General features: G+C 66.8%; 25 protein-coding genes and 2 riboswitches. Of the genes, 20 read left to right on the plus strand and 5 right to left on the minus strand.

Translation table 11 applies throughout. The annotated features are described in order from the left end of the window. Positions 1-12: 12 nt before the first annotated feature. Positions 13-1,473: a cobyric acid synthase gene (locus JC607_RS02585; RefSeq protein ID WP_198835379.1), complete on the minus strand. Its 1,461-nt coding sequence runs from the start codon at positions 1,471-1,473 to the stop codon at positions 13-15. Further along, on the minus strand, positions 1,473-2,111 hold the full coding sequence (gene cobO, locus JC607_RS02590) for a cob(I)yrinic acid a,c-diamide adenosyltransferase (RefSeq protein WP_198835380.1): 639 nt from the start codon (positions 2,109-2,111) through the stop codon (positions 1,473-1,475). Before cobO ends, JC607_RS02585 begins: the two co-directional genes overlap by 1 nt. Positions 2,112-2,147: 36 nt before the next feature. Then, positions 2,148-2,355: riboswitch (cobalamin riboswitch) on the plus strand. A 107-nt stretch (positions 2,356-2,462) separates the two neighbouring features. Here cobO and JC607_RS02595 point away from each other — a divergent pair. The 7 genes from JC607_RS02595 (at position 2,463) to cobJ (ending at position 10,416) form a co-directional block, all read left to right on the plus strand. Continuing rightward, entirely contained in the window at positions 2,463-2,813 is a 351-nt protein-coding gene (locus tag JC607_RS02595) for a DUF1636 domain-containing protein (protein ID WP_198835381.1), read from the plus strand. 1 nt (position 2,814) lies between these two features. After that, complete coding sequence (cobW, locus tag JC607_RS02600) at positions 2,815-3,843, plus strand: cobalamin biosynthesis protein CobW (protein ID WP_198835382.1); 1,029 nt, start codon at positions 2,815-2,817, stop codon at positions 3,841-3,843. A gap of 8 nt (positions 3,844-3,851) precedes the next feature. Beyond that, positions 3,852-7,178 carry a cobaltochelatase subunit CobN gene (gene cobN / locus JC607_RS02605; protein WP_198835383.1) on the plus strand — a complete coding sequence of 1,109 codons (3,327 nt, stop codon included), beginning with the start codon at positions 3,852-3,854 and terminating at the stop codon, positions 7,176-7,178. Further along, positions 7,175-8,305, plus strand: coding sequence for a hypothetical protein (locus tag JC607_RS02610; RefSeq protein WP_198835384.1), 1,131 nt, complete (start codon positions 7,175-7,177; stop codon positions 8,303-8,305). Before cobN ends, JC607_RS02610 begins: the two co-directional genes overlap by 4 nt. Then, positions 8,289-8,918: a precorrin-8X methylmutase gene (locus JC607_RS02615; RefSeq protein WP_198835385.1), complete on the plus strand. Its 630-nt coding sequence runs from the start codon at positions 8,289-8,291 to the stop codon at positions 8,916-8,918. The genes JC607_RS02610 and JC607_RS02615 overlap by 17 nt, the downstream gene beginning before the upstream one ends. 2 nt (positions 8,919-8,920) lie before the next feature. After that, complete coding sequence (gene cobI / locus JC607_RS02620; protein WP_198835386.1) at positions 8,921-9,628, plus strand: precorrin-2 C(20)-methyltransferase; 708 nt, start codon at positions 8,921-8,923, stop codon at positions 9,626-9,628. 71 nt (positions 9,629-9,699) lie between these two features. After that, positions 9,700-10,416, plus strand: a complete 717-nt coding sequence (gene cobJ / locus JC607_RS02625) for a precorrin-3B C(17)-methyltransferase (protein WP_370584738.1) — start codon at positions 9,700-9,702, stop codon at positions 10,414-10,416. On the opposite strand, the gene JC607_RS02630 is transcribed toward cobJ, so the two are convergent. Beyond that, complete coding sequence (locus JC607_RS02630; RefSeq protein ID WP_198835387.1) at positions 10,395-11,141, minus strand: cobalt-precorrin-6A reductase; 747 nt, start codon at positions 11,139-11,141, stop codon at positions 10,395-10,397. The genes cobJ and JC607_RS02630 overlap by 22 nt on opposite strands. Between JC607_RS02630 and cbiE the strand changes: the two genes are divergently transcribed. The 7 genes from cbiE to JC607_RS02665 all read left to right on the plus strand — a co-directional run bounded on the left by cbiE (position 11,140) and on the right by JC607_RS02665 (position 16,756). Beyond that, positions 11,140-12,321 carry a precorrin-6y C5,15-methyltransferase (decarboxylating) subunit CbiE gene (cbiE, locus tag JC607_RS02635; RefSeq protein WP_198835388.1) on the plus strand — a complete coding sequence of 394 codons (1,182 nt, stop codon included), beginning with the start codon at positions 11,140-11,142 and terminating at the stop codon, positions 12,319-12,321. The two genes, JC607_RS02630 and cbiE, sit on opposite strands and share 2 nt — an antisense overlap. Beyond that, positions 12,318-12,725: a cobalamin biosynthesis protein gene (locus JC607_RS02640; RefSeq protein ID WP_198835389.1), complete on the plus strand. Its 408-nt coding sequence runs from the start codon at positions 12,318-12,320 to the stop codon at positions 12,723-12,725. The genes cbiE and JC607_RS02640 overlap by 4 nt, the downstream gene beginning before the upstream one ends. Further along, positions 12,722-13,510, plus strand: coding sequence for a precorrin-4 C(11)-methyltransferase (gene cobM, locus JC607_RS02645; RefSeq protein ID WP_198835390.1), 789 nt, complete (start codon positions 12,722-12,724; stop codon positions 13,508-13,510). Before JC607_RS02640 ends, cobM begins: the two co-directional genes overlap by 4 nt. Next, positions 13,507-14,802: a cobyrinate a,c-diamide synthase gene (locus JC607_RS02650; RefSeq protein ID WP_370584739.1), complete on the plus strand. Its 1,296-nt coding sequence runs from the start codon at positions 13,507-13,509 to the stop codon at positions 14,800-14,802. Before cobM ends, JC607_RS02650 begins: the two co-directional genes overlap by 4 nt. Next, positions 14,799-15,518 carry a uroporphyrinogen-III C-methyltransferase gene (gene cobA / locus JC607_RS02655; RefSeq protein WP_198835391.1) on the plus strand — a complete coding sequence of 240 codons (720 nt, stop codon included), beginning with the start codon at positions 14,799-14,801 and terminating at the stop codon, positions 15,516-15,518. Before JC607_RS02650 ends, cobA begins: the two co-directional genes overlap by 4 nt. A 48-nt stretch (positions 15,519-15,566) precedes the next feature. Then, a riboswitch (cobalamin riboswitch) is annotated at positions 15,567-15,754 on the plus strand. Positions 15,755-15,786: 32 nt separating this feature from the next. Then, positions 15,787-15,957: a CbtB domain-containing protein gene (locus JC607_RS02660; protein ID WP_198835392.1), complete on the plus strand. Its 171-nt coding sequence runs from the start codon at positions 15,787-15,789 to the stop codon at positions 15,955-15,957. 1 nt (position 15,958) lies between these two features. After that, positions 15,959-16,756, plus strand: a complete 798-nt coding sequence (locus tag JC607_RS02665) for a CbtA family protein (protein ID WP_198835393.1) — start codon at positions 15,959-15,961, stop codon at positions 16,754-16,756. Positions 16,757-16,773: 17 nt separating this feature from the next. Here JC607_RS02665 and cobF read toward each other — a convergent pair whose 3' ends face one another. Then, a complete protein-coding gene (cobF, locus tag JC607_RS02670; protein ID WP_198835394.1) occupies positions 16,774-17,550 on the minus strand; it encodes a precorrin-6A synthase (deacetylating) in 777 nt (258 codons plus the stop codon). A 123-nt stretch (positions 17,551-17,673) separates the two neighbouring features. Continuing rightward, positions 17,674-19,635: a lytic transglycosylase domain-containing protein gene (locus JC607_RS02675; RefSeq protein ID WP_198835395.1), complete on the minus strand. Its 1,962-nt coding sequence runs from the start codon at positions 19,633-19,635 to the stop codon at positions 17,674-17,676. A 257-nt stretch (positions 19,636-19,892) separates the two neighbouring features. Between JC607_RS02675 and dapA the strand changes: the two genes are divergently transcribed. The 6 genes from dapA to JC607_RS02705 all read left to right on the plus strand — a co-directional run. Next, positions 19,893-20,768 (plus strand): 4-hydroxy-tetrahydrodipicolinate synthase, encoded by an 876-nt coding sequence (gene dapA, locus JC607_RS02680; RefSeq protein WP_198835396.1) that lies wholly within the window; start codon positions 19,893-19,895, stop codon positions 20,766-20,768. A 60-nt stretch (positions 20,769-20,828) separates the two neighbouring features. Continuing rightward, positions 20,829-21,710 (plus strand): DMT family transporter, encoded by an 882-nt coding sequence (locus tag JC607_RS02685; protein WP_198835397.1) that lies wholly within the window; start codon positions 20,829-20,831, stop codon positions 21,708-21,710. A gap of 66 nt (positions 21,711-21,776) precedes the next feature. Further along, a complete protein-coding gene (gene smpB, locus JC607_RS02690; protein WP_198835398.1) occupies positions 21,777-22,259 on the plus strand; it encodes an SsrA-binding protein SmpB in 483 nt (160 codons plus the stop codon). A gap of 159 nt (positions 22,260-22,418) precedes the next feature. After that, entirely contained in the window at positions 22,419-22,721 is a 303-nt protein-coding gene (locus tag JC607_RS02695; protein ID WP_198835399.1) for a hypothetical protein, read from the plus strand. Positions 22,722-23,047: 326 nt separating this feature from the next. Next, positions 23,048-23,923, plus strand: coding sequence for a 3-mercaptopyruvate sulfurtransferase (sseA, locus tag JC607_RS02700; protein ID WP_198835400.1), 876 nt, complete (start codon positions 23,048-23,050; stop codon positions 23,921-23,923). A 61-nt stretch (positions 23,924-23,984) separates the two neighbouring features. Then, the coding region (locus tag JC607_RS02705; RefSeq protein ID WP_198835401.1) for an aminotransferase class I/II-fold pyridoxal phosphate-dependent enzyme at positions 23,985-24,333 on the plus strand (349 nt) is incomplete at its 3' end.

Here is a 24,333-nt window from a genome sequence, read left to right on the forward strand (position 1 = left end):
CACTCTGCCCGATCAGCGGGCGAGCGCAAGCAGCCCGTCACAATCGAGATGGGTTTCCATATGATCGGCAAGGCGGTCAAGGATGCGCTCCACTTCGGCGCCGTATCGGGTTGCGCCGGCGGTGATGCCGAAATCCTTCAGCCAGGCGGCGCGGAAGGTGTCACTGGTGAAAAGCCCGTGGAGATAGCTGCCCTCGACCCTGCCATCGGGCGAACGCGCGCCTTCCGGCTGGTCGCCGAGATACGCAAAGGGACGGGCGCGGTCAGGGCCTTCGGTCCGTCCGATATGGATCTCATAGCCGGTCACATCGAGGCTGGTGGCAGCATGGCGGGCCGTGACCCGCGCCAGCCGTTTGTCACCCGACATCACCGTTTCCACATCCAGCAGACCTAGCCCCGGCGTCACCCCGGGCGCGCCTTCGATACCGTCGGGATCGGCGACCGAGCGGCCCAGCATCTGATAGCCGCCGCAGAGCCCGAGGATCCGCCCGCCGCGCCGGTGATGCGCGAGAATGTCGATATCCCAGCCCTGTTCGCGCAGAAACGCCAGATCTCCGCGCGTCGATTTCGACCCGGGGATCACCACAAGATCACTATCGCCGGGGATCGCCTGACCGGGGAGGATCATCGAAACCGTCAGGTCCGGCTCCAGTTTCAGCGGGTCGAGATCGTCGAAATTCGCGATCCGGCTGAGCGCAAGACAGGCCACCTTCACCCGGCCGGTGCCCGATGGCGCCAGGTCGAGCGCATCTTCCGCCGGCAAAAGCCGGGCATCGCGGAACCAGGGCAACACGCCGAAACCGCGCCAGCCGGTACGGGTCCCGATCAGCCGGTAGCCATCATCGAACAATGAGGGATCACCGCGAAAGCGATTGATCAGAAAGCCCGCGATCTGCGCGTTGTCGCCTGCGTCCAGCACGGCCTGGGTGCCGACGATCTGCGCGATCACGCCGCCCCGGTCGATATCACCCGCCAGCACCACCGGCACATCGGCCGCCAGGGCAAAGCCCATATTGGCGATGTCATTCCGCCTCAGATTGACCTCGGCCGGGCTGCCGGCGCCTTCGACAATCACGAGATCCGCCTGGGCTTTCAGGCGCTGAAAGCTCTCCTGCACTGCCTCGGCGATCTTCGGTTTCAGGCCCGCGTAATCCTTTGCGCGCACCGAGGTCAGCCGACGCCCCTGCACCACCACTTGCGCGCCGGTATCGGTTTCAGGCTTCAGCAGGACCGGGTTCATATCGCTATGCGGCTCCACCCCGCAGGCCAGCGCCTGCAGCGCCTGGGCCCGCCCGATCTCGCCCCCGTCCACCGTCACAGCGGCATTGTTCGACATGTTTTGCGGCTTGAACGGCAGGACCGAAAGCCCCCGCCGCCGCGCCACCCGGCAAAGCCCCGCGACCAGCAGCGACTTGCCGACATTCGAGCCGGTGCCCTGGATCATCAGCGCGCGGCCAGGGGTCTGGCCAGACATCAGAACTCCACCCCGGCCTGGGCCTTAACCCCGGCGCGGAACGGATGTTTCACCATCGCCATTTCCGTCACCAGATCGGCCATTTCCACCAGGTCCGGCTTTGCATTGCGCCCGGTCAGCACGACATGGGTCATCGGGGGTTTCTCATCGCGCAGAAACGCAAGCACCTCTGCCAGATCAAGGTAGTCATAGCGCAGCGCGATATTGATCTCGTCCAGCAGCACCATGCGGTTCCTCTCGTCCCGGATCAGCTCTTTCGCCTTTTCCCAGGCCCGCGCGGCGGCGGCGCGGTCCCGCTCCAGATCCTGGGTCTCCCAGGTAAAGCCCTCGCCCATCGTGTGGAACTGGCAGAGACCTCCGAAATTCCGCAAGATCAGATCGCGCTCGCCGGTCGACATCGCGCCTTTGATGAACTGCACCACGCCGCAGGGCATCTCATGCGCGATACAGCGCAGGATCATCCCGAAGGCAGACGAGCTTTTGCCCTTCCCTGGCCCGGTATGGACGATGATCAGCCCCTTCTCGCCGGTCTTTTCCGCCATCATCCGGTCGCGCGCGGCTTTGATCTTCGCCTTTTTCGCGGCGTGGCGGACGGCATCTTCCGCAGGATCTGCGGCGGGATCGGGAGCATCGGTCATTCCTGGCCTCGCTTGACATTCGGTGGGTCTGGTGGCTTGGCTGTGGCCATCGCTGGTTCCTGCCATACAGCAGGCGAAGAGGGAATGCGACAGGCCGCAAGGCCCAGGCGCAGCCGCCCCCGCGACCGTGACCGGAAAGGTCGCCCAACTGCCACTGGCCACCCGGCCGGGAAGGCAGGGCGCCCGCAGGGGGATCCCCCGAAATCCGCAAGCCGGGAGACCTGCCAGCGCCGGTGCGGCCCTTCGGGGCGCGCATCATTCGTAACGGGCGGCCGGGGTGAGCCGCGGGTCTGGCGGTGCATTTGCCCGCCACCTGTTCCCCGCGCAGCCACAGCCATGCCGGAGGGGCAAATGGCCGGAGAAACCGAGCTTGTGGTCTGTACCACATGCAGATTGCCGGGCAGCAGCCCCGAGGCCATACGCGATGGCGCGCGGCTTTCTGAGGCGCTGACCGCCAAAGGTGTGGCGCATCGCCGTCAGGAATGCCTGTCCGCCTGTTCCAATGGCTGCGCCGTGGTGTTTCGCGGCCCGGGCCGCTGGACCTATGTGCAGGGCCATCTCGACCCCGATCTGCATCTGAACGACCTCGTCACCATGTATCACGCCTTTGCAGCGACGCCCGATGGCATCGTCCCCTGGCGTGCGCGGCCCGAGGTCATCCGCAAGAACACAATCGCCCGTATCCCTCCGATGGAGCTTTGACATGTCCGCAGACAAATCCCTGGAAAAAACCCCCGTCACCGTGATCACCGGCTTTCTTGGCGCCGGGAAAACCACGCTGATCCGGCACCTGCTGCAAAACCCGGGCGGGCGGCGCCTCGCGGTGCTGGTCAATGAATTTGGCGATGTCGGCGTCGATGGCGACCTGATCCGCGACTGCGCCGATGCCAATTGCCCGGAAAGCTCGATTGTCGAGCTCACCAATGGCTGCATCTGCTGCACCGTCGCCGATGAGTTCATCCCCTCGATCGAGAAACTGATGGCGATGGAGCCGCGCCCCGATCATATCGTGATCGAAACCTCGGGTCTTGCGCTGCCGAAACCGCTGCTGAAGGCGTTCGACTGGCCGGCTTTGCGCTCGAAAATCACCATCGACGGCGTGGTGGCAGTGGCTGATGCCGAAGCGGTCGCCGCCGGCCTTTTCGCGCCGAATCCGGCACAGCCCGGCGCGGCAGAGGCCGATCACGAGACGCCGCTTTCCGAGGTCTTCGAAGATCAGATCGCCTGCGCCGATATCGTGCTTTTGTCCAAGGCCGATCTCGCGGGGGATGCCGGTATCGCAAAGGCGAAAGCCGTGATCGAGGCCGAGGCGCCGCGCCCGCTGCCGATGCTGCCTTTGACCGAAGGCGTGATCGATGCGCGTGTCGTGCTGGGGATCGGCGCGGCTGCCGAAGACAGCCTGAATGAGCGCCCCTCGCATCACGATGGCCACGATGATCACGATCATGACGATTTCGACACGATCGTGGTCGATCTGCCCGAGATCACCGACCCGGAGGCGCTGGCGGCAAAAGTCTCGGCCCTGGCAGCCGCGCAGAACATCCTGCGCGTCAAAGGCCATGTGGCGGTCGAAGGCAAGCCGATGCGCCTTCTGATCCAGGCCGTCGGCCCGCGTGTGCGTCATCAGTTCGACCGGCCCTGGGGCAACCAGCCCCGCCGCTCGCAGCTTGTCGTGATCGCGGAACATGGCAATATCGACGCGGCCGCCGTTCGGGCCGCTCTGGGGGCATAAGGGGCCTGATGCACGTCCTCTTTCGCGAAAGCCACGGTCTGGAAGAGACCGACATGCCGCAGGATCTCGGGCAGACGCCCGGGGATCTTGTGGTGCTGTCGTTTTCCGACAGCGACCTCGGGGCTTTCGCGGCAGGGTGGAAGCGGGGGCGCGAGACGCTGCCCTCCCTCAGGCTGGCAAACCTGTCGCGGCTGACGCATCCGCTTTCGGTCGATACCTGGATCGGGCAGACGCTGACCGGGGCGAAAGGCGTGCTGATCCGGCTGATCGGCGGGGTGAATTACTGGGCCTACGGCGTCGAACAGGTCTCTAACATCGCCAGATCACGCGGGATTGCGCTGGCGCTCCTGCCGGCGGATGGTCGCCCCGACCCTGCGCTGGATGCCGCCTCGACCCTGCCGGTGGCCACGCTGCGGCGCCTGTCCACGCTGTGCGATACCGGCGGTGCGGTCGCAGCCCAGGGCGCGCTGGCGCAGCTCGCGCTTGCGGCGGGTCTCTATGCCGGGCCGGTGCCCGGGGCAAAATCGCTGCCGGGCTTTGGCTTTTGGCACCCGTCAGGCGGCGTGATCCGTGACCTGCCACATGGCGAGACGCCGCTTGTCCTGATCCCCTTCTACCGTGCCTGGGCCGCCGCCGGCGACACCGCCGCCATCGACGCCCTGATCCTGGCGTTCGAAGCCGCAGGCTTTCGGGCATATGGCGCTTTCCTTCCCAGCCTCAAGGACGAGGCCGCTGCCCGCTGGCTGCGCGAGACCCTCCCGGCGCCTGGACTGAAAGCGGTGGTCAATGCCACCGCCTTTTCCGCCCGCGCTGCCAGTGGCTCACCGCTGGAGGCCGCCGCTGTGCCGGTCTTCCAGGTGATCCACGCCACCTCCACCCGCGCCGCCTGGGAAGGGGCCGGGCGCGGCCTCTCCCCCGCCGATCTGGCGATGCATGTGGCGCTTCCCGAGGTCGATGGCCGCATCACCGCCGGCGTGATTTCATTCAAGGACGAGGCGCCGCGCGACCCGGATCTGCAATTTTCCCGCACCAGCCACGCGCCTGACCCCGAGCGTATCGGGGCCGTGGTTGCGAAGGTCAAAGCCTGGACCCGCCTCGCGGCTGAGCCCCCGGCCAGCCGCCGCATCGCGATGGTCCTCTCGACCTATCCGGGCAAATCCTGGCGTATGGCCCATGCCGTGGGCCTTGACGTTCTGGCCTCGGCCGAGGCGATGGCCGAGGACCTCAGCGCCGCCGGTTTCAACATTCAACCCGGCGCCCCGCTTGACCTGGCGCTGCAATCCGAGACCATCGCCTGGCCGCTTTCGGCCTATCGCGAGGCGCTCGCCCGACTGCCGGAACCCCTGAAAACCGCCATAACAGAGACGCATGGCCGCCCCGAAGACGATCCGGCGATCCGGGCCGGCGCCTTCCATTTCCAGGCGACGCGGCGCGGCAATCTTCTGATCGCCCTGCAGCCCGAACGCAGCCGCTGCCCGGATCGTGACGGCGAATATCACGATACCGGTCGCATCCCCGGCCACGCCTATACCGCCTTCTATCTCTGGCTGCGGCAGGGCACAGACGCGCTTCTCCATATCGGCGCCCATGGCACGCTCGAATGGCTGCCCGGGAAGGCGGTAGCCCTCTCAGCCGCCTGCTGGCCCGAGGCACTGGTCGCGCCGCTTCCCGTGATCTACCCGTTCATCGTCAATGACCCGGGCGAGGCCGCCCAGGCCCGCCGCCGCATTGGTGCCGTCACGCTTGGCCATCTGACCCCGCCGCTGGCGGATGCCGCAATGCCCCCGGCGCTGGCCCGGCTCGAGCGCCTGCTTGACGAGTATTCCACCGCAGACGGCCTTGATCCTGCCCGCCGTGACCGGCTGATCGCCGCGATCCGGGACGAGGCGCGTCTTGCCCATGTCGAACAGGATCTCGACATCCCGGAAGAGGCCTCCCCCGCCGAGGCGATCCCGAGGATCGACCGTTTCGTCTGTGACCTGAAGGAAAGCCAGTTCGGAGAAGGCCTCCACATCTGGGCGCGCGGCACCCCTCATTTTCTGTCTGAAAATATCCTCGGGAGCCACCCTTCCGGGCCCGGGGGGGCAGAAGGCCCCCGGCCAGGGGCCACAGGCGATCCCGCCTCCCTGGCCTCCGAACGCGATAACCTCATCGCCGCGCTGAACGGCCAGCCTGTCCCCCCCGGCCCCTCCGGTTCCCCCTGGCGGGGACGGGCCGATGTGCTGCCGACCGGGCGCAATCTCTTCGGCACCGACCCGCGCGCCGTGCCGTCGCGCGCGGCCCATGCCCAGGGCATCAGACTGGCCGAAGAACTGGTGCGCCGCCACCTCCAGGATCATGGCGATTACCCGCGCGGCCTTGTCCTCAACCTCTGGGGTTCGGCCACGATGCGCACGGCGGGCGAGGAATTCGCCATGGCGCTGCATCTGGCCGGGCTGGAGCCGATCTGGGACGAAGGCTCCGACCGCGTCACCGGTTTTGGCATCCTGCCGCTGACCCTGATGGACCGCCCCCGGATCGAGGTCTCGATCCGCGCATCCGGCCTGTTCAGAGACGTCTTTCCCGATCTCGCCCGGCTTTTCGACGCCGGCTGCGAGGCGCTGGCCGAGCGTGATGAAGCCGCCGATATGAACCCCTATACCGCCGCGCCGCGCGGGGCGCGGGTCTTCGCGCCGGCGCCTGGAAGCTATGGGCTCGGGATCCGCGAGGGGGATTATTCCGACGGCGCCCGCAAGGCGGCAGGCGAGGCCTGGCTTGCGGCTTCGGACCATACGGCCCAGGGCGCTCCTGCGCGCGATCTGCTTGAAACGCGGCTTCGGGCGGCGGACGCCTTCCTCCATACCCAGGATATGCCGGAAACCGATCTTTTGCTCGCGATGGATTACGCCAGCCATGAAGGCGGTTTCGCCGCCGCGATGGAGCGGCTTGGGGCTGAAAAGCCCGCGCTCTACCATCTCGACGCCACCCGCCCCGACCAGCCCCGCGCCCGGGCGCTGACCGAGGAAATCGCCCGCGTCACCCGCGCGCGCGCCGCCAATCCGGTCTGGCTTGCCTCGATGACACGGCATGGGTTCCGGGGCGCCGCCGAGATTGCCGCGACACTGGAACATCTCGCGGCTTTCGCCCATCTCGCCCGTGTTGTGCCGTCGCATCTCTTTGACCTTTACCGCGAGGCAACGCTCGGTGACCCGGCGATCCGGGCTTTTCTCGAGACCGCCAACCCCGATGCCCTTGCTGCGATGGAGGACTGTTTCCGCGCCCTGGAAGCGGCGGGGCTTTGGCTAAGCCGCTCCAATTCCCGCGCTGCAAGGATGTCGTCGGAGGGGGTGGCATGAGCGGGCAGGTTCAGGGCCAGATCCGGGGCTGGTGTCCGGGTGCGCTGCGGCCGATGATGTCCGGCGACGGCCTGGTGCTGCGCATCCGCCCCCATGCCGGGCGGTTGCTGCCGGAACAGGTGCTGGCGCTGGCGGATCTCGCGGAAACCCATGGCAATGGTCTGATCGACCTCGGCTCACGCGCGCATCTGCAATTGCGCGGCGTCACCGAGGCCGCGCTGCCGGCGCTGCATCAGGCTCTGATCTCGCTTGATCTCCTTGATTTCAGCGCCGAGGCCGAGGCGCGGCGCAATATCCTCACAACACCCTTGCACCGCGCGGGCGATGAGACGCTGACGCTGGTCGAAGGCCTGGAAGAGGCACTGCGCGATGCGCCGGTCCTTCCCGCAAAATTCGGCTTTGCCGTGGATACCGGGGCCGCGGCAATCCTTGGGGGCGCTTCGGCGGATCTGAGGATCGAACGCGCGGCTCAGGGCCTGATCCTGCGCGCCGAGGGGATGGACCGGGGCGAGCCAGTGACCCAGGACACTGCCATTCCCCGCCTGATCGAGGTGCTGCACTGGTTCCTCGCGCAAGGAGCTGCAACCCGGATGGCACGGCTTGCGGCCCGCCCGCCGCTGAACGCGACCGAACTGCCGATGACCGGCCCGGCGCTGGTCCCGGGCAGGACTGCGGCGGGGCTCTGCCTCGCGCTGCCCTTTGGTCAGATCGGGGCGGCGAAGCTCAGGGCGCTGGCGGTTGCACCGCTGCGGCTGACGCCCTGGCGGTCGGTGATCGTTGAGGGCATCACCCGCGCGCCGGTCACCGGCCTGATCGAAGACCCCCATGATCCGCTTTTGCGCGTGGCGGCCTGCACCGGCGCGCCCGGTTGCCTGTCTGCTGAGGCGCCGGTGCGGGGCCTTGCCCGCAGCCTGGCGCCTTTGGTGCCGGCGGGCGCCTTGCTGCATGTTTCGGGCTGTGGCAAGGGCTGCGCCCATCCAAGGCCCGCCCGCCTGACCCTTACTGCAAGACAAGGCCGCTTCGATCTGATTGAAGACGGCACTGCCAGTGCCAGTCCCGCCCTGCGCGGGCTTTCCCCCGATGACCTTCCTGCGATTTTGCGAGGCCGCCTTGACCCATCTTTATGAAACCGACGGCGCGAAGATCTATCTCGCAAGCTTTGCCACCATCCGCGCCGAGGCCGATCTGGCGCGCTTTACCCCCGAGGAAGAGGTGGTCGCGGTGCGCATGATCCATGCCAGCGGCATGGTCGAACTCGCGCCTTATATCCGCTTTGCGCCGGGCTTCGCGATCGAGGCCCGCGCGGCGCTGGAGGCGGGGGCACCGATCCTGTGCGATGCAAAAATGGTCAGCGAGGGCATCACCCGTGCCCGTCTTCCGGCCGGGAATGAGGTGATCTGCACGCTCCAGGACCCGTCTGTGCCGGAACTGGCGGCGCGGATCGGCAATACGCGTTCGGCCGCGGCGGTGGAGCTCTGGCGCCCCTATCTTGCGGGCGCCGTGGTGGCGATCGGCAATGCGCCGACTGCGTTGTTCCATCTGCTGAACCTGCTGCAGGACCCGGATTTCCCGCGCCCGGCGGCGATCATCGGCTGCCCGGTCGGCTTTATCGGCGCGGCGGAATCGAAAGTGGCGCTGGCAGAGGACAATCCTTTGCCCTGGTGTGTGGTGGATGGCCGCCTCGGCGGCTCGGCGATCACGGTGGCGGCGGTCAACGCGCTTGCCAGCCGTAAGGAGTGAGCATGGCCAAGGTTACCTGTATCGGCCTCGGACCGGGCGATCCGGATCTGATGAGCGTCAGGGCGCATCGGCTGCTGACCTCGGCGCGGATCGTCGCCTATTTCCGCAAGCCCGGTCGCGAAGGCCAGGCGCGGCGGATGGTCGAGGGGCTGATCCCGGCAGGGGCCGAGGAATGGCCGATGGAATATCCGGTCACGACCGAGATCCCGGTGCAGGATCCGGGCTATAATGCCGCTTTGGCGCCGTTTTACGACCATTGGGCCGCGCGGCTTCGGTCGGCGGATGCGGATGTTGTGGTGCTGTGTGAAGGGGATCCCTTTCTCTACGGCTCGTTCATGCATCTGCAATCGCGGCTGCCTGCGGGGATGGTCGGGGTGGTGCCGGGAATCCCCGGCATGGTCGGCTGCTGGCATGCGACAGGCCAGCCGGTGACCTGGGGGGATGATGTGCTGACGGTGTTGCCGGCGACCCTGCCCGAGGCGGAGCTTGCGCGGCGGGTGGCGGATACCGATGCGCTGGTGGTGATGAAGATCGGGCGCAACCTCGCGAAGCTCAGGCGTGTGCTGGCGGCGGCGGGGCGCTTGCCCGAGGCCTGGCTGGTGGAACATGGCACCATGCCCGCCGAGCGGGTGCGGCTGCTGGCGGAGGTGGGCGAGGAAGCGCCTTATTTCTCGATTGCCATTATTCATGGGAAAGGGCGGCGGCCGTGACGGATGCAGAGGTGGGGGCCCTGCCCCCACACCCCCGGAGTATTTCGGTCAAGAGGAAGGGATGGGTCGTCGTGGCGGGTCTCGGGCCTGGCGCGGAGGCGATGGTGACGCCGGAGGTGGCGATTGCGCTGGCTGAGGCGACTGATGTGATTGGCTATATCCCCTATGTCGCCCGGGTGGCGGATCGCGATGGGCTGGTGAAACATCCCAGTGACAACCGGGTGGAACTGGACCGCGCGCGCCATGCCTTTGAGCTGGCGGCGGCGGGGCGGCAGGTCGTGGTGGTGTCTTCGGGCGATCCCGGGGTCTTTGCCATGGCTTCGGCCCTGTTCGAGGCGATGGAGACGGGGCCGGAGGCCTGGCGGGAGCTGGATCTGCGGGTTCTGCCGGGGATCACCGCCATGCTGGCGGCGGCGGCGGCGGCGGGGGCGCCTTTGGGACATGATTTCTGCGCGATCAATCTGTCGGACAATCTGAAACCCTTTGACCTGGTCGAGAAACGCCTGCGTCTGGCGATCGAAGGGGATTTCGCGATGGGGTTTTACAACCCGCGTTCGAAATCGCGGCCGGGGCGGTTCGAACGGGTGATCGAAGTGCTGCGCGAGGGCTGCGAGCCATCGCGGCTGGTGGTGCTGGCCCGTGCGGTCTCGACCCCCGATGAAGAGCTGCTTGTGGTTGAGTTGCGGGATCTGCAACCGGAGATGGTCGATATGCGGACCATGGTTCTCGTGGGGTCGTCACTGACGCGCCGGGTCGGGCGGTTCGTCTATACGCCGAGGTCGGCATGAAGCCGGGCGAGGATTTCCGCAGGATCAGAGACGGTTTCTGCGGGTGGCAGCAGGGGGCGGTCGATCAGCCAGACCGGCAGGTCGAGCGTGCGCGCGGCCTCGAGTTTCGCATCCGCGCCCTGGCCGCCGGAGTTCTTGGCGATGATCAGATCGCTGCCATGCCGCCGCAAAAGCGCGAGGTCGCTGGCGAGATCAAAGGGGCCGCGTGCGATCTCAACCGTGACGCGGGGCAAGGGCAGCGGCGCCTCGGGCGGATCGACAAGGCGCAGAAGATAGTCATGCTGCGGCTGGCCGGAGAAGACCGCCAGATGCAGCCGTCCGATGGCGAGAAACACCCGGCGCGGTGCCGCCCCGAGCCGCAGGGCGGCGGATTCGAGATCGGGGAGGCGTGTCCAGTCATCACCGGGCGCGGGCGTCCAGGCCGGGCGCATCAGCCGGATCAGGGGCGTGCCGGTCAGGGCCGCCGCCATATGGGCGTTATGGCTCATCTGCGCGGCAAAAGGATGCGTGGCGTCGATCAGATGGGTGACCTGATGCTGGCGTATCCAGGCGGCAAGCCCCTCAGCGCCGCCGAAACCGCCGGTTCTGACCGCGACGGGCTGGGCGCGCGGCGTCTCTGTCCGGCCAGCATAGGACAGTATGGCCCTGATCCCGCGTTCCGCGACCAGGCGGGCGAGCTGGCTCGCCTCGGTGGTGCCGCCAAGAATGAGAAGGTTCGGGGTCATGGCTGAATGGCTTTCCATCATCGGTATTGGTGAAGATGGCGCGTCTGGCCTGCCGGATGCAAGCCGTCAGGCGCTGGCGGCGGCGGATGTCGTGTTCGGGGGGCCGCGTCATCTGGCGATGATCGACCATTCCGACAAGCGGCCCTGGCCCGTGCCTTTCGCGCTGGCACCGGTTCTGGCTTTGCGCGGGCAGCGGGTCGCAGTTCTGGCCTCGGGCGATCCGTTCTGGTTCGGTGCGGGCGGCAGTCTTTCGCGCGCGCTTGAGCCGGGTGAATGGCGCGCCTTTGCCGCGCCTTCGGTCTTTTCGCGGGTTGCGGCCCGCAAGGGCTGGCGGCTGGAGGAAGTCAGTTGCCACGGGCTTCACGCAGCGCCGCTGTCGCGGCTGCGCCCAGGCCTCGCGCCAGGGGCGCGGCTGATCGTGACCTTGCGCGATGGCAAGGCCCCGGCGGCGCTGACGGCTTACCTCGTGGAAACCGGTTTTTCTGCAAGCCTGGTGACGTTTTTCACCCATCTCGGCGGGCCGGAAGAGCGCGTGATCGCCACCACCGCCGGTGAGTTCGACGGGGCGGTGACGGAGGATCTTGTCGTCGCCGCGCTGGAGATCCGGGGCGCGGGCCGGGCGGCGACACTTGCCACCGGGCGCGCGGATGAGCTTTTCGAACATGACGGCCAGATCACCAAGCGCCCGGTCCGGGCGCTGGCTTTGTCAGCGCTCGCGCCGCGCGCGGGCGAGATGCTCTGGGATATCGGCACCGGGTCGGGGTCAGTCGCGATCGAATGGCTGCTGTCGCATCCCGCCATGCGGGCGATCGGCGTCGAGGCGGATGCCACCCGCGCTGGCCGCGCGCGTGGCAATGCCGCCCGGCTTGGTGTCGACCGGCTTGAGATCCGCGAGGGGCGGGCGCTGGATGTGCTGCCCGCATTGCCGCGCCCGGATGCGGTGTTCATCGGCGGTGGTGCCGATGACAACCTCCTGAACGCGCTCTGGGCCTGCCTGCCGCAGGGCGTGCGGGTTGTGGCGCATGGCGTGACGCTTGAAACCGAGGCGTTGCTCGCGGCCTGGCATGGCGCCAAAGGCGGCCAGCTTTTGCGTATTGAGCTGGCCGAGGCGGCGCCATTAGGGCGCAAGCGGGGGTGGAAATCCAGTTTTCCGGTGGTGCAATGGAGTGTGACGCGATGATTCCGCCCCATATCAATCCGTCGCGCATTGCCGGCATCGGCTTTCGCGAGACTGCCCAGGTCGACTCGATCCTTGACGCGCTGGAGCGCGCCGGCGCCGCTGACCTGCGCCATATCGCGCTGCCGGCAGTCAAGGCGCGCCACCATGCCGCGCAGCAGCTGGCGCGGCTGGGCTATCACCTGCATCCGGTCACCGCCGCTGCGCTGACGGCACCGGCGACCCTGACCGACAGCGCCGCCTCGCGCAAGGCGCATGGTACGGGGTCGGTGTCAGAGGCCTGCGCGCTGGCCGCCTTTGGCCCCGGCGCCCGCCTCATCGCGCCGCGTGTGATTTCCGCGGATGGCAAGGCCACTGCCGCCATCGCCATCGCCCAAAAAGACCTGCCGCAAGGAGCCGCCCCATGACCGTTCATTTCATCGGCGCCGGCCCCGGTGCGCCCGACCTGCTGACGCTGCGCGGGCGCGACCTGATCGCGGCCTCGCCTGTCTGCCTTTATGCCGGCTCGCTGATCCCCGAGGCGGTGCTGGCCCATTGCCCGCCCGACGCAAAGATCGTCAACACCGCGCCGCTGGATCTGGACGCGATCATCGCCGAGATCCGTGCCGCGCATGCGGCGGGCCTTGATGTCGCGCGGCTCCATTCCGGCGATTTGTCGGTCTGGTCGGCTATGGGCGAGCAGATCCGCCGGTTGAAGGCTGAAGGCATCCCCTATGATGTGACGCCGGGTGTGCCCTCTTTCGCCGCTGCCGCCGCGACTTTGGGGATGGAACTGACGCTGCCCGGCCTTGCGCAGAGCCTTGTCCTGACCCGCACCCCTGGCCGCGCCTCGGCGATGCCGGAACGCGAAAAGCTGGAGGCCTTTGCGGCCACGGGGGCGACTTTGGCCATCCACCTCTCGATCCACCGGCTGGACGAAACGGCCGCCGAACTCACGCCGCATTACGGGGCTGACTGCCCGGTGGCAGTGGTCTGGCGCGCCTCCTGGCCGGATGAGCGGGTGGTGCGCGGCACGCTGGCGACCATCGCCGGGCTGATCGGCGATACGATGGAGCGGACCGCGCTGATCCTGGTCGGCCCGTCCCTGGGGCAGCACTCGGAGGGGCAGGAGGGGTTCATCGAATCGAGCCTTTATTCCACCGATTATGACCGCCGTTTCCGTGCGGGTCGGGCTGATGCGGTGAAGCTGTGACCAAAGGGCTGATCATATCCGCGCCGCGCTCCGGCGCGGGCAAGACGACGGTGATGCTGGGGCTGTTGCGCGCATTGCGGGATGACGGCGTGGCGGTGCAGCCCTATAAATGCGGCCCCGATTACATCGACCCGGCCTTTCACCTCGCGGCTTCAGGGCGGTCGAGTTTCAACCTCGACAGCTGGGCGATGGCGCCCGGGCTGATCGGGGCGCAGCTGGCGCGGGGCGGCGAGATGGCGCTGGCCGAGGGCTCGATGGGGCTGTTTGACGGCGTGGCATTCCCGGGCGAGACCGGAACCGGCGCCAGCGCCGATATTGCGGCGCTGACCGGCTGGCCGGTCGTGGTGGTGCTGGATGTCTCGGGCGCGGCGCAGACGGTGGCGGCTATGGCGGCGGGGATGGCGGCCTATCGCAAGGATGTGAAAATCGCGGGCGTGATCCTGAACCGCGTCGCCTCGCCCAGGCATGAACGACTCTGCCGGCTGGGGATGGAGGCGGTCGGGCTGCCGGTTTTCGGCGCCTTGCCCCGGCGCGGCGATCTGACCCTGCCAGAGCGGCATCTGGGCCTGGTTCAGGCGGTTGAACATCCCGATCTGGAACGCGCCATCAGTGACTATGCCGGTTTTCTGCGCGACCATACCGATCTTGCTTCTCTGCGCGTGGCAGCGGCGGGCGCTGTGAGCACCCCGGCGGGAAAGTTGCCGAAACCGCCCGGCCAGCGCATTGCGCTGGCGCGGGACGAGGCGTTTTCCTTCACCTATCCGCATCTGCTGGATGCCTGGCACGCGCAGGGCGCCGAGATCCTGCCATTCTCGCCCCTGGCCGATGAAGCGCCGCCCGAGGCCGATCTCTGCTGGCTGCCCGGCGGCTATCCCGAGCTGCATGCGGGCCGGATCGCGGCGTCATCAGGTTTTCTTGCCGGTCTCAGGAGTTTCGCGGCGGTAAAGCCGGTTCATGGCGAATGCGGCGGCTATATGGTTCTGGGCGAGGCGCTGGTCGATGCATCCGGCACCCGGCATCAGATGGCCGGGTTGCTGGGCCTCGTGACCTCATATGAGAAACGCAGGATGCATCTGGGCTACCGTCTGGCCGCGCTTTCCGCGCCGATCCCGGGCCATGCGGCGGGCGCGAGGCTGCGCGGGCATGAGTTCCATTATTCGACTATCGTCGCCCAGCCCGATGCGCCGCTTGCCAGCGTGACTGATGCCGAAAGCGCGCCGGTCCCCGAAACCGGATCGCGCAAAGGCCTCGTCACCGGCACATTCTTCCACCTGATCGGAGCCGCCACATGAGCGAGATCGTCAGCTTTGTCTCCTCCGGCCCGGGCGATCCCGATCTGCTGACCATGCGGGCCATCAAACGGCTGCAGGCGGCGGAGGTGGTGCTGTATGACGACCTTTCCGCCGGGCCGATCCTCGATCTGGCGGCGCCGGAGGCCGATCTGATCTCGGTCGGCAAGCGGGCGGGGCGCGCCTCGCCGCGCCAGGACCATGTCAGCCGGCTGCTGGTCGATCATGCGCGGTCGGGCCTGAAGGTGGTGCGGCTGAAATCCGGCGATTCCGGCATGTTCGGCAGGCTTGAGGAAGAGATCACAGCTTTGCGCGAGGCCGGGATCGGCTACGAGATCGTGCCCGGCGTCACCGCGCCCTCGGCGGCGGCGGCGGCGGCGGGGATCCCGCTGACGCGGCGGGTCAATGCGCGCCGGGTGCAATTCGTGACCGGCCATGACGTCACCGGGGCGCTGCCCGAAAGCCTGAACTTGGCGGCTCTGGCCGATCCGCAGGCTGTCACCTCGGTCTTCATGGCGCGGGCGACATTTCCGCAGCTCGCGGCAAAACTGATCGCGGCCGGTTTACCGCCCGGGACACCCGCTTTGATGGCGCAAGGCGTCTCGACCCCGGCGCAGGCTTTCCGCCGTGATACGGTCGCGGGTCTGGCCGCACATCTGGAAGGTGCCGCCCCCGACCCGGCACCGACCCTCATCCTTTTTGGTGCGCTGGCGACCTGACTGGCGTGTCCTGACCGGGTGTGACTTGACCGGGCGTCACGCGCCTGTCACTCTCGATATCGTGAAGGTGCCGGGCGACCGGCATGGGAACAGGGCGGGGGAGACCCCGACCCGACCGCCCCCGCGACTGTGCGCAGCGAGCCGACCCCGTTAACCACTGTGGAGCAATCCATGGGAAGGAGGGCAGAGGCTGTGACCTGCAAGTCAGGAGACCGACCTTCGCATTTGATGGAACCGCCGTCGGGGATGACGGCAAGGAGTAATTCATATGTCCACCATTGCCCGCTCTGGCGAAAAGGCCGATGTCAAACTGGCGAATATCCTCGTCGTGGCGCTTTTGGGTGCTGCGCTGATCTTCGTCGCCGGCCTCGCCCAGTCGGAAACCCTGCATGACGCCGCCCATGATGTGCGTCACGCGGTCGGATTCCCCTGCCACTGATATGTTGCAAAGACTGCTGACCAGCGCGTTGATCGCTGGCGCTGCTGCGGGGCTGATTGCCGCCCTGCTGCAGCTTGTTTTCGTGCAGCCCGTGCTGCTTCATGCCGAGCTTTATGAGGGCGGAGAGCGCACCCATTTCGCGGCGGCCTCCGACCATCATCACGGTGAAGAACCAGCGCCGGAAGCCGTAGAGCCCCAGACAGCGCCGACGACAGAACCTGCCGCCGAAGCGGGCCATGACCATGGGCCTGAGGCTGCGCATGACCATGGCGAGGCGGCAGAGATCCCGGGTATCGGCTTTGACGCAGGCCGTGACGGGCTGTCGATCCTGTTCTCGATCATGGTCTATGCCGGCTACGGGCTGCTGCTGGTCGCGGCGATGGCCCTGTCCGAGAATAATGGCAACCGGGTCACCGCGCGCCAGGGCCTGCTCTGGGGGATCGCGGGCTTTGTCGCAGTGCAGATGGCGCCGGCCTTCGGCCTCTCGCCCGAGCTTCCGGGCATGGCGGCGGCAGATGTGAATGCCCGCGCGATCTGGTGGGTGGCGACAGTGATTGCGACCGGCATCGGTCTCTGGCTGATCGCATTCGGCAAAAACTGGGCGGTCTGGGCGGCGGCAATCCTGCTGATCCTTGCGCCCCATATCGTCGGCGCGCCGCATCCGCATGAGTTCACCGGCCCGACGCCGCCCGAACTGGCCGCGCAATTCGCCGGCCGCGCCATCGGGGTCGGTCTTGCGGTCTGGACACTGCTCGGCCTTTTCGCAGCCGCGCTCTGGAGCCGTGGCCGCGAGGCATAAACCAGCTTCCCGGCGGCTTATGCCGCCGGGGATGTCCGGTCCAGAATATAGATATCCATGAGCCAGCCATGCTCTGCGCGTGCCGCCTCGCGCCGCGCGAGGATACGCGGCCCCGCCTCGGCCAGCGGGCCGGCTTCGGTGATCTCATTCGCCATGCCGACAAAGGCGCCCCACCAGATCGACAGGCCTTCGGGCGCCAGATCCTGAAAGGCACAGCCGCCATCCAGCATCACCACCAGCCGGTCGACGCCTTCGGGCCAGCCCTCGTCGCGCAGCCGCCGCCCCGTCGTCACCAGAAACGGCGCGCCAAGCCCGTTCAGCGGAATGCGATGCGCGGCGGCCAGCACCTGCGGCGACATGATCCCAGGCACCACCGAGACCGAGACTTCGCGCAGCCTGCCCAGCCGTGCGGCAATCCGCAGGGTACTGTCGTAAAGCGATGGATCACCCCAGACCATCAGCGCCACCCGCTTTGCGCCGGGATGCGCGTCAATCGCCGCCGCCCATGCCCCGGCAATCGCATCATGCCAGTCATTCACCCGCGCGAGGTAAGAGGGGTTGGCCGGATCCCGCACCGGCATGGCAAAGCCCGCCAGGATCACCCCGGGCCGGGTCACGAGATCCTCGCAGATCGTCCGGCGCAGATCGGCAAGATCGGCTTTGTCCTCACCCTTCTCCGGGATCAGGATCAGATCGGCCGCATTCAGCGCCTTCACCGCCTGCAAGGTGAGATGGTCCGGATTGCCGGTGCCAATACCGACCAGAATAAGTTCCAAAGCAGCCCCCGCATCCATTCCCGCGCCAGAAACCAGCTTCGGCCCGGAATGAAAAGCCTGCCTGCCCGCTTCCTCCTGACCAAAATACTCCCGCCGGAGGCATACGCCGCCCGCCAGAGCCGCCTGCCAGAGCCACCGGCTTCAGCCCTTCAGCTCCGATGTCACCCGGACCGGCCCCACCGTCCCGCGCAGTTTCGCGCGGTAGATCACCACGCCTTCAACCACCCGCATCACATAGGTTCGGGTCTCGCCGATCGGAATCATCTCGACCCAGTCGACCACATCCACCTCCGGCAGGCGCGGGTCTCCAAGCTCGCCGATCCAGCGGCGCGGCCGCCCGGGCCCGGCATTATAGCCCGAGGCGATCAGCGCAATCGAAGGCCCGAATTCCTCGACCATCTTCGCCAGATAGGCCGAACCGACCTGGGTGTTGAACCCCGGATCGTAAAGCTTCGACAGCGAATATTCCAGGCCCAGCCCCTTAGCCATCCGCGCGGCGGTCTCGGGCAGAACCTGCATCAGCCCGCGCGCATCCGCTCCCGAACGCGCCATCGGCTCGAATTCACTTTCGCGCCGCGCAATGGCAAGCGCCAGCGCGCGGCTGACATGCAGCCCGTCCGGCACGAGGTCCGGCACCGGGTAATAGGTGCGGGGCAGGATCGCGCCCCGCTCTGCCGCCTGTTTCGCCAGCACCAGCGCGATATGCGGCTGACCCATTTCCAGCGCCATCTCGGCAAGCTGGGCGACGCCCCTTGCGTCCTGCCCCTCGGCGAGATGCAGGAGGAACCGCTTGCCCTCGACCCGGTTCCCGGCCGAGAGCATAAGCCGCCCCATCGCCAGAACCGAAGACCCGGCGAAAGACGATTGCCGCCAGCCCGAGGCAGGCGCATCGTTCAAAAGCTGAGGATCCAGCGACAGCCCGAGTTTTTCTGCCGATAAAAGCCCGTAATAGGCGGTCTGATGTTGCGCCGCGCGCTGGAAATGAGCCTTTGCGCTCTCGGCCCGGCCGGCGGCCTCGTCGGCGCGGCCCTGCCAGTAATCGGCACGCGAGACTGAGATCGCGGTCGAAACCCCGGCCCGCAGATGTGCGAAATGTTTCAGCGCGGTCTCGGGATCGTTCAGCTTCCTCAGCGCGATAAAACCCGCCAGAAATTCCAGATCGGCGTAAGCGCCGCCCGATGTCATCCCGTGCCGCGCCGCCACGCGATAGGCATCCTGCGCGCGCCCCTGGCGCATCAGCCAGCGCGCCAGCAGCGCGCGCCGCGGCGCCCATTCCTCGGGGCGGCCAAGATTTTCCGGCGCGACCGACAGGATCAGCTCTGCCGCTTCCGCATAGAGATCCCGCTTCATCCGCCACAAGAACCGCTCATAGCTGAGGCCCGGGTCAGATTTCAGCGCATCGGGCACCGCCTGAACCAGCCCGTCGACCCCTGCCTGACCGGCGCGCAAGGCAAGCCGCGCCTCGGCGAGTTTGCGCTTTGCCTCCGGCACCCGGGGCAGCATCCGGAGCGCCTCGGCACGCCGCCCCTCCCAGAGCAGGTTTTCCAGCCGCAGATCATTCACCATCGCCACCGCGTCGGGCATCAGGACCTGCAGCTCGGCCTCCTGATCGGCGGTGAGCGAAAGCTCCGCCCAGGCCCGCATCGCTTCGGTTTCGGCCATGCCGATCTGGCCAAGCGCCTTATAGGCCCGCACCAGGGCCACGGCGCCGGTGCCACTGCGCGGTGGCGAGGCGCGGAAATACCCGGCCACCCGCGACGGCGTCTCAGACCTGGCCACCGCCTCCTCGCCCTTTTGCCGCAAGAGGGCAAGACCCGGCCAGTCGCCCCGCCGCGCGAGGAAGGCTTCGTAATCGCCTAAGCGGCCATCGCCGTCCCGCAGCTGGCTCCAGAGGACAAAATCCCGCACCAGACCGTCCTGAGAGGCTGCAAGCGCCCCAGGCCAGTCTTTCTTGCGCACCAGGTCAAGCGCGCTGCGCATCTCCTGCACCTGATCGGCGCGGGCCGCGGTCGGGAGGATCAGGGTTGCGAAGATCAGAACCGGCGAAAGCAGAGCCGGGAGAACCAGGGTCAGGATACGGAGGCGGCGGATGAGAAAGGTCATGGGGCGGAGTCTGCCAAAGAGGCCGGATCGCCACAAGCCACGTTCCTGTCAGCAGCGGCCCGACACCGGCGGCCCGGCACCGGGGGCGCATGTCAGAGCCCGCCTGCCAGAAAGGGCGCCGTCCTGGCCCCGGATCTGTCCCCGAGCCTCTCCTGCCGGCGCCCTCATGCAGTGCTTGGCAAGGCGCAATTGCAAGGGTAAGGAAAGTCCGTTGCAGCCAGGGGCGAAAAGGGCCCCCAGATGAGGAGACGCGTGCCATGATCCAGGGGTCGATTCCCGCTTTGGTTACGCCGTTCAAGGACGGCGCCGTGGATATGGACATGCTCAAGAAACTTGTCGACTGGCAGATTGCCGAGGGTTCGACCGGGCTTGTCCCCGTTGGCACCACCGGCGAAAGCCCGACGCTGAGCCATGAAGAGCACGAGGCCGTGGTCGAGGCCGTGGTGACATTCGCGGCCGGCCGGGTGCCGGTGATCGCGGGCGCCGGCTCGAACAGCACGGTCGAGGGCATCCGGCTGATCCGCCATGCCGAGCGCGTCGGCGCCGATGCCGCTCTGGTCGTGACCCCTTATTACAACAAGCCGAACCAGGCCGGGCTGATCGCGCATTACAAAGCCCTGCATGAGGCCAGCAATCTGCCGATCATCATCTATAATATTCCGGGTCGTTCGGTGATCGACATGTCGCCGGCGACGATGGGCGAGCTGGCAAAGCTGCCGCGAATCGTCGGCGTGAAAGACGCGACCGGCAATATCGGCAAGGTCAGCCAGCAGCGCGAGACCTGTGGCGCAGATTTCATCCAGCTGTCCGGCAATGACGATACAGCGCTGGCGTTCAACGCCCATGGCGGCTGCGGCGCGATTTCGGTTACGGCCAATGTGGCGCCGAAGCTCTGTGCCGAATTCCAGGCGGCCACGCTGCGCGGTGACTTCCGCACGGCGCTGGACTACCAGGACCGGCTCTTCCCGCTGCATGAAGCGCTGTTCATCGAGCCTGGCCTTGTCGGCGCGAAATATGCGCTCTCGCTGCTGGGGCGGTGCAGCGAAGAGGTCCGGCTGCCGCTGGTCGGTCTGAGCGATGACACGAAAGCAAAGATCCGCGCGGCCATGACCCATGCCGGTCTGCTCAACTAGCGCCCGGTTCCTGCACAGGAACCGGCCCGGAGTTTTTATAAAACTCCGGAGTCGCGCGGGATGACCGAGGGCATTACGCCAAATCTGCGGGGCGCGGCCCTGATGACGCTGGCCATGGCGGGCTTTGCGGTTGAGGATCTCTTTATCCGCAAGGCCTCTGCCCATGTGCCGGTCGGCCAGGTCATGGCGATCATGGGCTTTGGCGGCGCCATGGTCTTCGCGCTCATGGCGCGCGCCGCGCGCGAATCCGTCTTTCCGCGGGTTTTTCTGTCTTCCGCTATGCTTGTGCGGTCAGGATTCGAGATCGCGGGGCGGCTTTTCTACAGTCTCGCCATCGCGCTGACCTCCATGCCCACCACGGTTGCCATTCTTCAGGCGACGCCGCTGGTGGTGCTTGCCGGTGCGGCGCTTATCTTTGGCGAAAAGGTTGGCTGGCGGCGCTGGTCGGCGGTTGCGGTTGGGTTTCTTGGCGTGATGATCGTGCTCAGGCCCGGGCTCGACGGCTTCTCGCCGATGTCGCTCCTCGCGGTGGCGGGCATGGCGGGCTTTGCCGGGCGCGATCTCGCCACCCGCGCCGCGCCGAAGACCATGTCGAACCGGCAGCTCGGGATCCTTGGCTTCTCGATGCTCGGGATTGCCGGGCTGATCGTCCTGTCTTTCACCGGCGGCGCCCATTGGCCCGACCCGACCGGAGCCGGTCTGATCCTCGGCGCCACGCTTTTCGGACTTCTGGGCTATAATGCGCTGACCGCCGCCATGCGCACGGGCGAGGTCTCGGCCGTAACCCCCTTCCGCTATACCCGCCTCGTCTTTGCGATGATCCTTGCGGTGATCTTCCTTGCCGAGCGGCCCGATCACCTGACCCTGCTTGGCAGTGCCATTATCGTCGCGAGCGGGCTTTATACCCTGATCCGCGCGCGCAAAGGTGCCACAGCGGCATGAAAGCGCGCGCCGGAGAGGGGCGCGCTTCTTTACTCAGCGCCCGCCATCCCCTATCTCTGCCCGACCATGCAGAAGAAACACGATCCCAATTCCAAACTCATCGCTGACAACCGCCGGGCGCGGTTCGAGTATCATATCGAAAGTGACCTCGAAGCCGGGATCATCCTCCAGGGCTCCGAAGTCAAAAGCCTGCGGATCGGTGGATCGAACATTGCCGACAGCTATGCCTCGGTCGAAGGCGGCGAGCTCTGGCTGATCAACGGCTATATTGCGCCTTACAAACAGTCGAATGCCTGGGACAGCCATGACGAGCGTCGCCGCCGCAAGCTGCTGGTGTCAAAGAAAGAACTGTCGCGGCTCTGGAATGCGACCAGGCGCGAGGGGATGACCATCGTGCCGCTCCGGATGTATTTCAACGAGCGTGGCATGGTGAAGATCGCGCTCGGTGTGGCCAAGGGCAAGAACAATGCCGACAAGCGCGATACCAGCGCCAAACGCGACTGGGACCGCCAGAAGGCGCGGATCATGAAACAGGGTCACCAGCTCTGATCCGCCAGAAGGGGCGATCTTGTAGCCAGCGGCCCCTTTCATACAACATTTGCCAGGATGGGAAGGATCAGGCAGTATTCCCCCTGCCCGGTAAGCAAGTCTACGCCATTTTCCGGGTGTGAGGCCGGATCACACCGGCCCTTTGTAGGGATAGTCATCATGGATATGTCACTTATCATCCAGCTCGTCGCCGGCCTTATCGGCGGCAATGCGGCCGGATCTGCGTTGAAGAACCTCAACATGGGTCCGATCCTCAATTCGGTGGTCGGTCTTCTCGGCGGCGTCGGCGGCGGGCAGATCCTGTCCATGCTGGGCCTCGGCGGTGCAGGTGAGGCCGCGGCGGCTGCGACGTCTTCCGGGCTCGACATCTCGTCCATCCTCCAGAGCGTGGTCGGCGGTGGCGCCGGCGGCGGCATCCTCGTGGCCATTGTCGGCGCGATCAAGAAAGCGCTGGTGAAGTAAGCCGGAGGCGGGCGCAAGGCAGATTTTGCCTGACCGCCAGCCTTTCCGGGGTCGTGATCCTGAAACCATCCCGCCCGGATCGCCTCCGGGCGGGATTTCTTATTCCCGGGAAATGTCCGGTGCGAAGCCCGGGGGAAAAATCTGCCGGTCCAGGTTTGCCGGTTCAGGTCTGTCCGCCCAGGTTTGCGGCCAGAAATTCCCGGCAAAGATCACCCGCTCTGGCCTGAGCCGGGCAGAGCGGGGTTGCACGCGCATACAGGCGGGCTATAGGAAACTGACCGCTTTTGGTCCGCCTGTTGATCCGCCCCCTTTGACCTGAGGCCGCCATGTCGCTGACCCCCGCCCCGAAGGATGACCCACATACCCTGGTCTCGACAGACTGGCTTGCCAGCCATCTGAAGGACCCCGATCTGCGTTTGCTTGATGCCAGCTGGTTCCTGCCCCCGTCTGAGCGCAATGCGCGCGCGGAATATGAGGCGGCCCATATCCCGGGCGCACGGTTCTTCGACCTTGAGGAAATTTCGGATCACCGCTCGAACCTGCCGCATATGGTGCCGCCGGTCGAGAAATTCATGTCACGGATGCGGGCGATGGGAGTCGGCGACGGGCATCAGGTGGTGGTCTACGATTCGACCGGTATCTTTTCGGCGCCGCGGATCTGGTGGACCTTCCGTCTGATGGGCAAGAATGATGTCGCCGTGCTGGATGGTGGCCTGCCGAAATGGCAGGCGGAAGGGCGCGAGACCGAAGACCTGCCGCCGGTGATCCGCGATCGCCATATGACCACGCAGCGCCAGAACCACCTGGTGAAAGACGTGACCCAGGTGGCCCATGCCGCGAAGCTGAAACAGGCAGTGGTGGTTGATGCCCGTGCGCCCGCGCGCTTTGCCGGCGAGGCGCCGGAGCCGCGCCCCGGTCTGCGCGCAGGACACATTCCCGGGTCGCGCAACCTGCCCTGGGGCAATCTGCTGAACCAGGATGGCACCATGAAAGACCCCGCCGTCCTGCGGATGATTTTCCAGGAGGCGGGGATCGACCTTGCGCAGCCGGTGATCACCAGCTGCGGCTCGGGCGTATCGGCGGCGATCCTCGCGCTCTCGCTGGAGCGGATCGGGCATCGCAACTGGTCGCTCTATGACGGCTCCTGGGCCGAATGGGGCATGTATGAGGATTTGCCGGTCGAGACGGGCCCAGCTGCATAAGGCAAGGCCGCCGGAACGGGCGCAATGGGGCCGGGGACCGGCCCGCTGATGTGAGGAAGACATGCTTGAGGCTTTGACCCAGCAGCCGCAGGACAAGATCCTGCAACTGATCGCGATGTTTCGCGAGGACAAGCGGGACGGCAAGATTGATCTTGGCGTTGGTGTTTACAAGGACGCGACCGGGCTCACCCCGGTGATGCGCGCGGTCAGAGCCGCCGAAAAGAAGATCTGGGAAGCCGAGACCACCAAGACCTATACCGCGCTGGCCGGTGAGCCCGCCTATAACGCGGCAATCACCGCGCTGATCCTTGGCGATGGGTTCGGGGATCGTGCTGCCTCGATCTCGACCCCCGGCGGCACCGGCGCGCTGCGTCAGGCGTTCGAGCTGGTCAAGCTTGCGCGGCCCGGGG

This window comes from Paracoccus sp. IB05, from assembly GCF_016405985.1.
GTDB lineage: Bacteria > Pseudomonadota > Alphaproteobacteria > Rhodobacterales > Rhodobacteraceae > Pseudogemmobacter.

Coding starts and splice junctions, on each gene's coding strand:
- cobM (WP_198835390.1), top strand. CDS start 12,722: ATGACCGTTCATTTCATCGGCGCCGGCCCCGGTGCGCCCGACCTGCTG.
- JC607_RS02610 (WP_198835384.1), top strand. CDS start 7,175: ATGAGCGGGCAGGTTCAGGGCCAGATCCGGGGCTGGTGTCCGGGTGCG.
- JC607_RS02640 (WP_198835389.1), top strand. CDS start 12,318: ATGATTCCGCCCCATATCAATCCGTCGCGCATTGCCGGCATCGGCTTT.
- cobN (WP_198835383.1), top strand. CDS start 3,852: ATGCACGTCCTCTTTCGCGAAAGCCACGGTCTGGAAGAGACCGACATG.
- cobO (WP_198835380.1), bottom strand. CDS start 2,111: ATGACCGATGCTCCCGATCCCGCCGCAGATCCTGCGGAAGATGCCGTC.
- cobA (WP_198835391.1), top strand. CDS start 14,799: ATGAGCGAGATCGTCAGCTTTGTCTCCTCCGGCCCGGGCGATCCCGAT.
- JC607_RS02685 (WP_198835397.1), top strand. CDS start 20,829: ATGACCGAGGGCATTACGCCAAATCTGCGGGGCGCGGCCCTGATGACG.
- smpB (WP_198835398.1), top strand. CDS start 21,777: ATGCAGAAGAAACACGATCCCAATTCCAAACTCATCGCTGACAACCGC.
- JC607_RS02660 (WP_198835392.1), top strand. CDS start 15,787: ATGTCCACCATTGCCCGCTCTGGCGAAAAGGCCGATGTCAAACTGGCG.
- JC607_RS02695 (WP_198835399.1), top strand. CDS start 22,419: ATGGATATGTCACTTATCATCCAGCTCGTCGCCGGCCTTATCGGCGGC.
- JC607_RS02585 (WP_198835379.1), bottom strand. CDS start 1,473: ATGTCTGGCCAGACCCCTGGCCGCGCGCTGATGATCCAGGGCACCGGC.
- JC607_RS02675 (WP_198835395.1), bottom strand. CDS start 19,635: ATGACCTTTCTCATCCGCCGCCTCCGTATCCTGACCCTGGTTCTCCCG.
- cbiE (WP_198835388.1), top strand. CDS start 11,140: ATGGCTGAATGGCTTTCCATCATCGGTATTGGTGAAGATGGCGCGTCT.
- cobW (WP_198835382.1), top strand. CDS start 2,815: ATGTCCGCAGACAAATCCCTGGAAAAAACCCCCGTCACCGTGATCACC.
- JC607_RS02595 (WP_198835381.1), top strand. CDS start 2,463: ATGGCCGGAGAAACCGAGCTTGTGGTCTGTACCACATGCAGATTGCCG.
- JC607_RS02630 (WP_198835387.1), bottom strand. CDS start 11,141: ATGACCCCGAACCTTCTCATTCTTGGCGGCACCACCGAGGCGAGCCAG.
- cobF (WP_198835394.1), bottom strand. CDS start 17,550: ATGGATGCGGGGGCTGCTTTGGAACTTATTCTGGTCGGTATTGGCACC.
- JC607_RS02665 (WP_198835393.1), top strand. CDS start 15,959: ATGTTGCAAAGACTGCTGACCAGCGCGTTGATCGCTGGCGCTGCTGCG.
- sseA (WP_198835400.1), top strand. CDS start 23,048: ATGTCGCTGACCCCCGCCCCGAAGGATGACCCACATACCCTGGTCTCG.
- cobI (WP_198835386.1), top strand. CDS start 8,921: ATGGCCAAGGTTACCTGTATCGGCCTCGGACCGGGCGATCCGGATCTG.
- dapA (WP_198835396.1), top strand. CDS start 19,893: ATGATCCAGGGGTCGATTCCCGCTTTGGTTACGCCGTTCAAGGACGGC.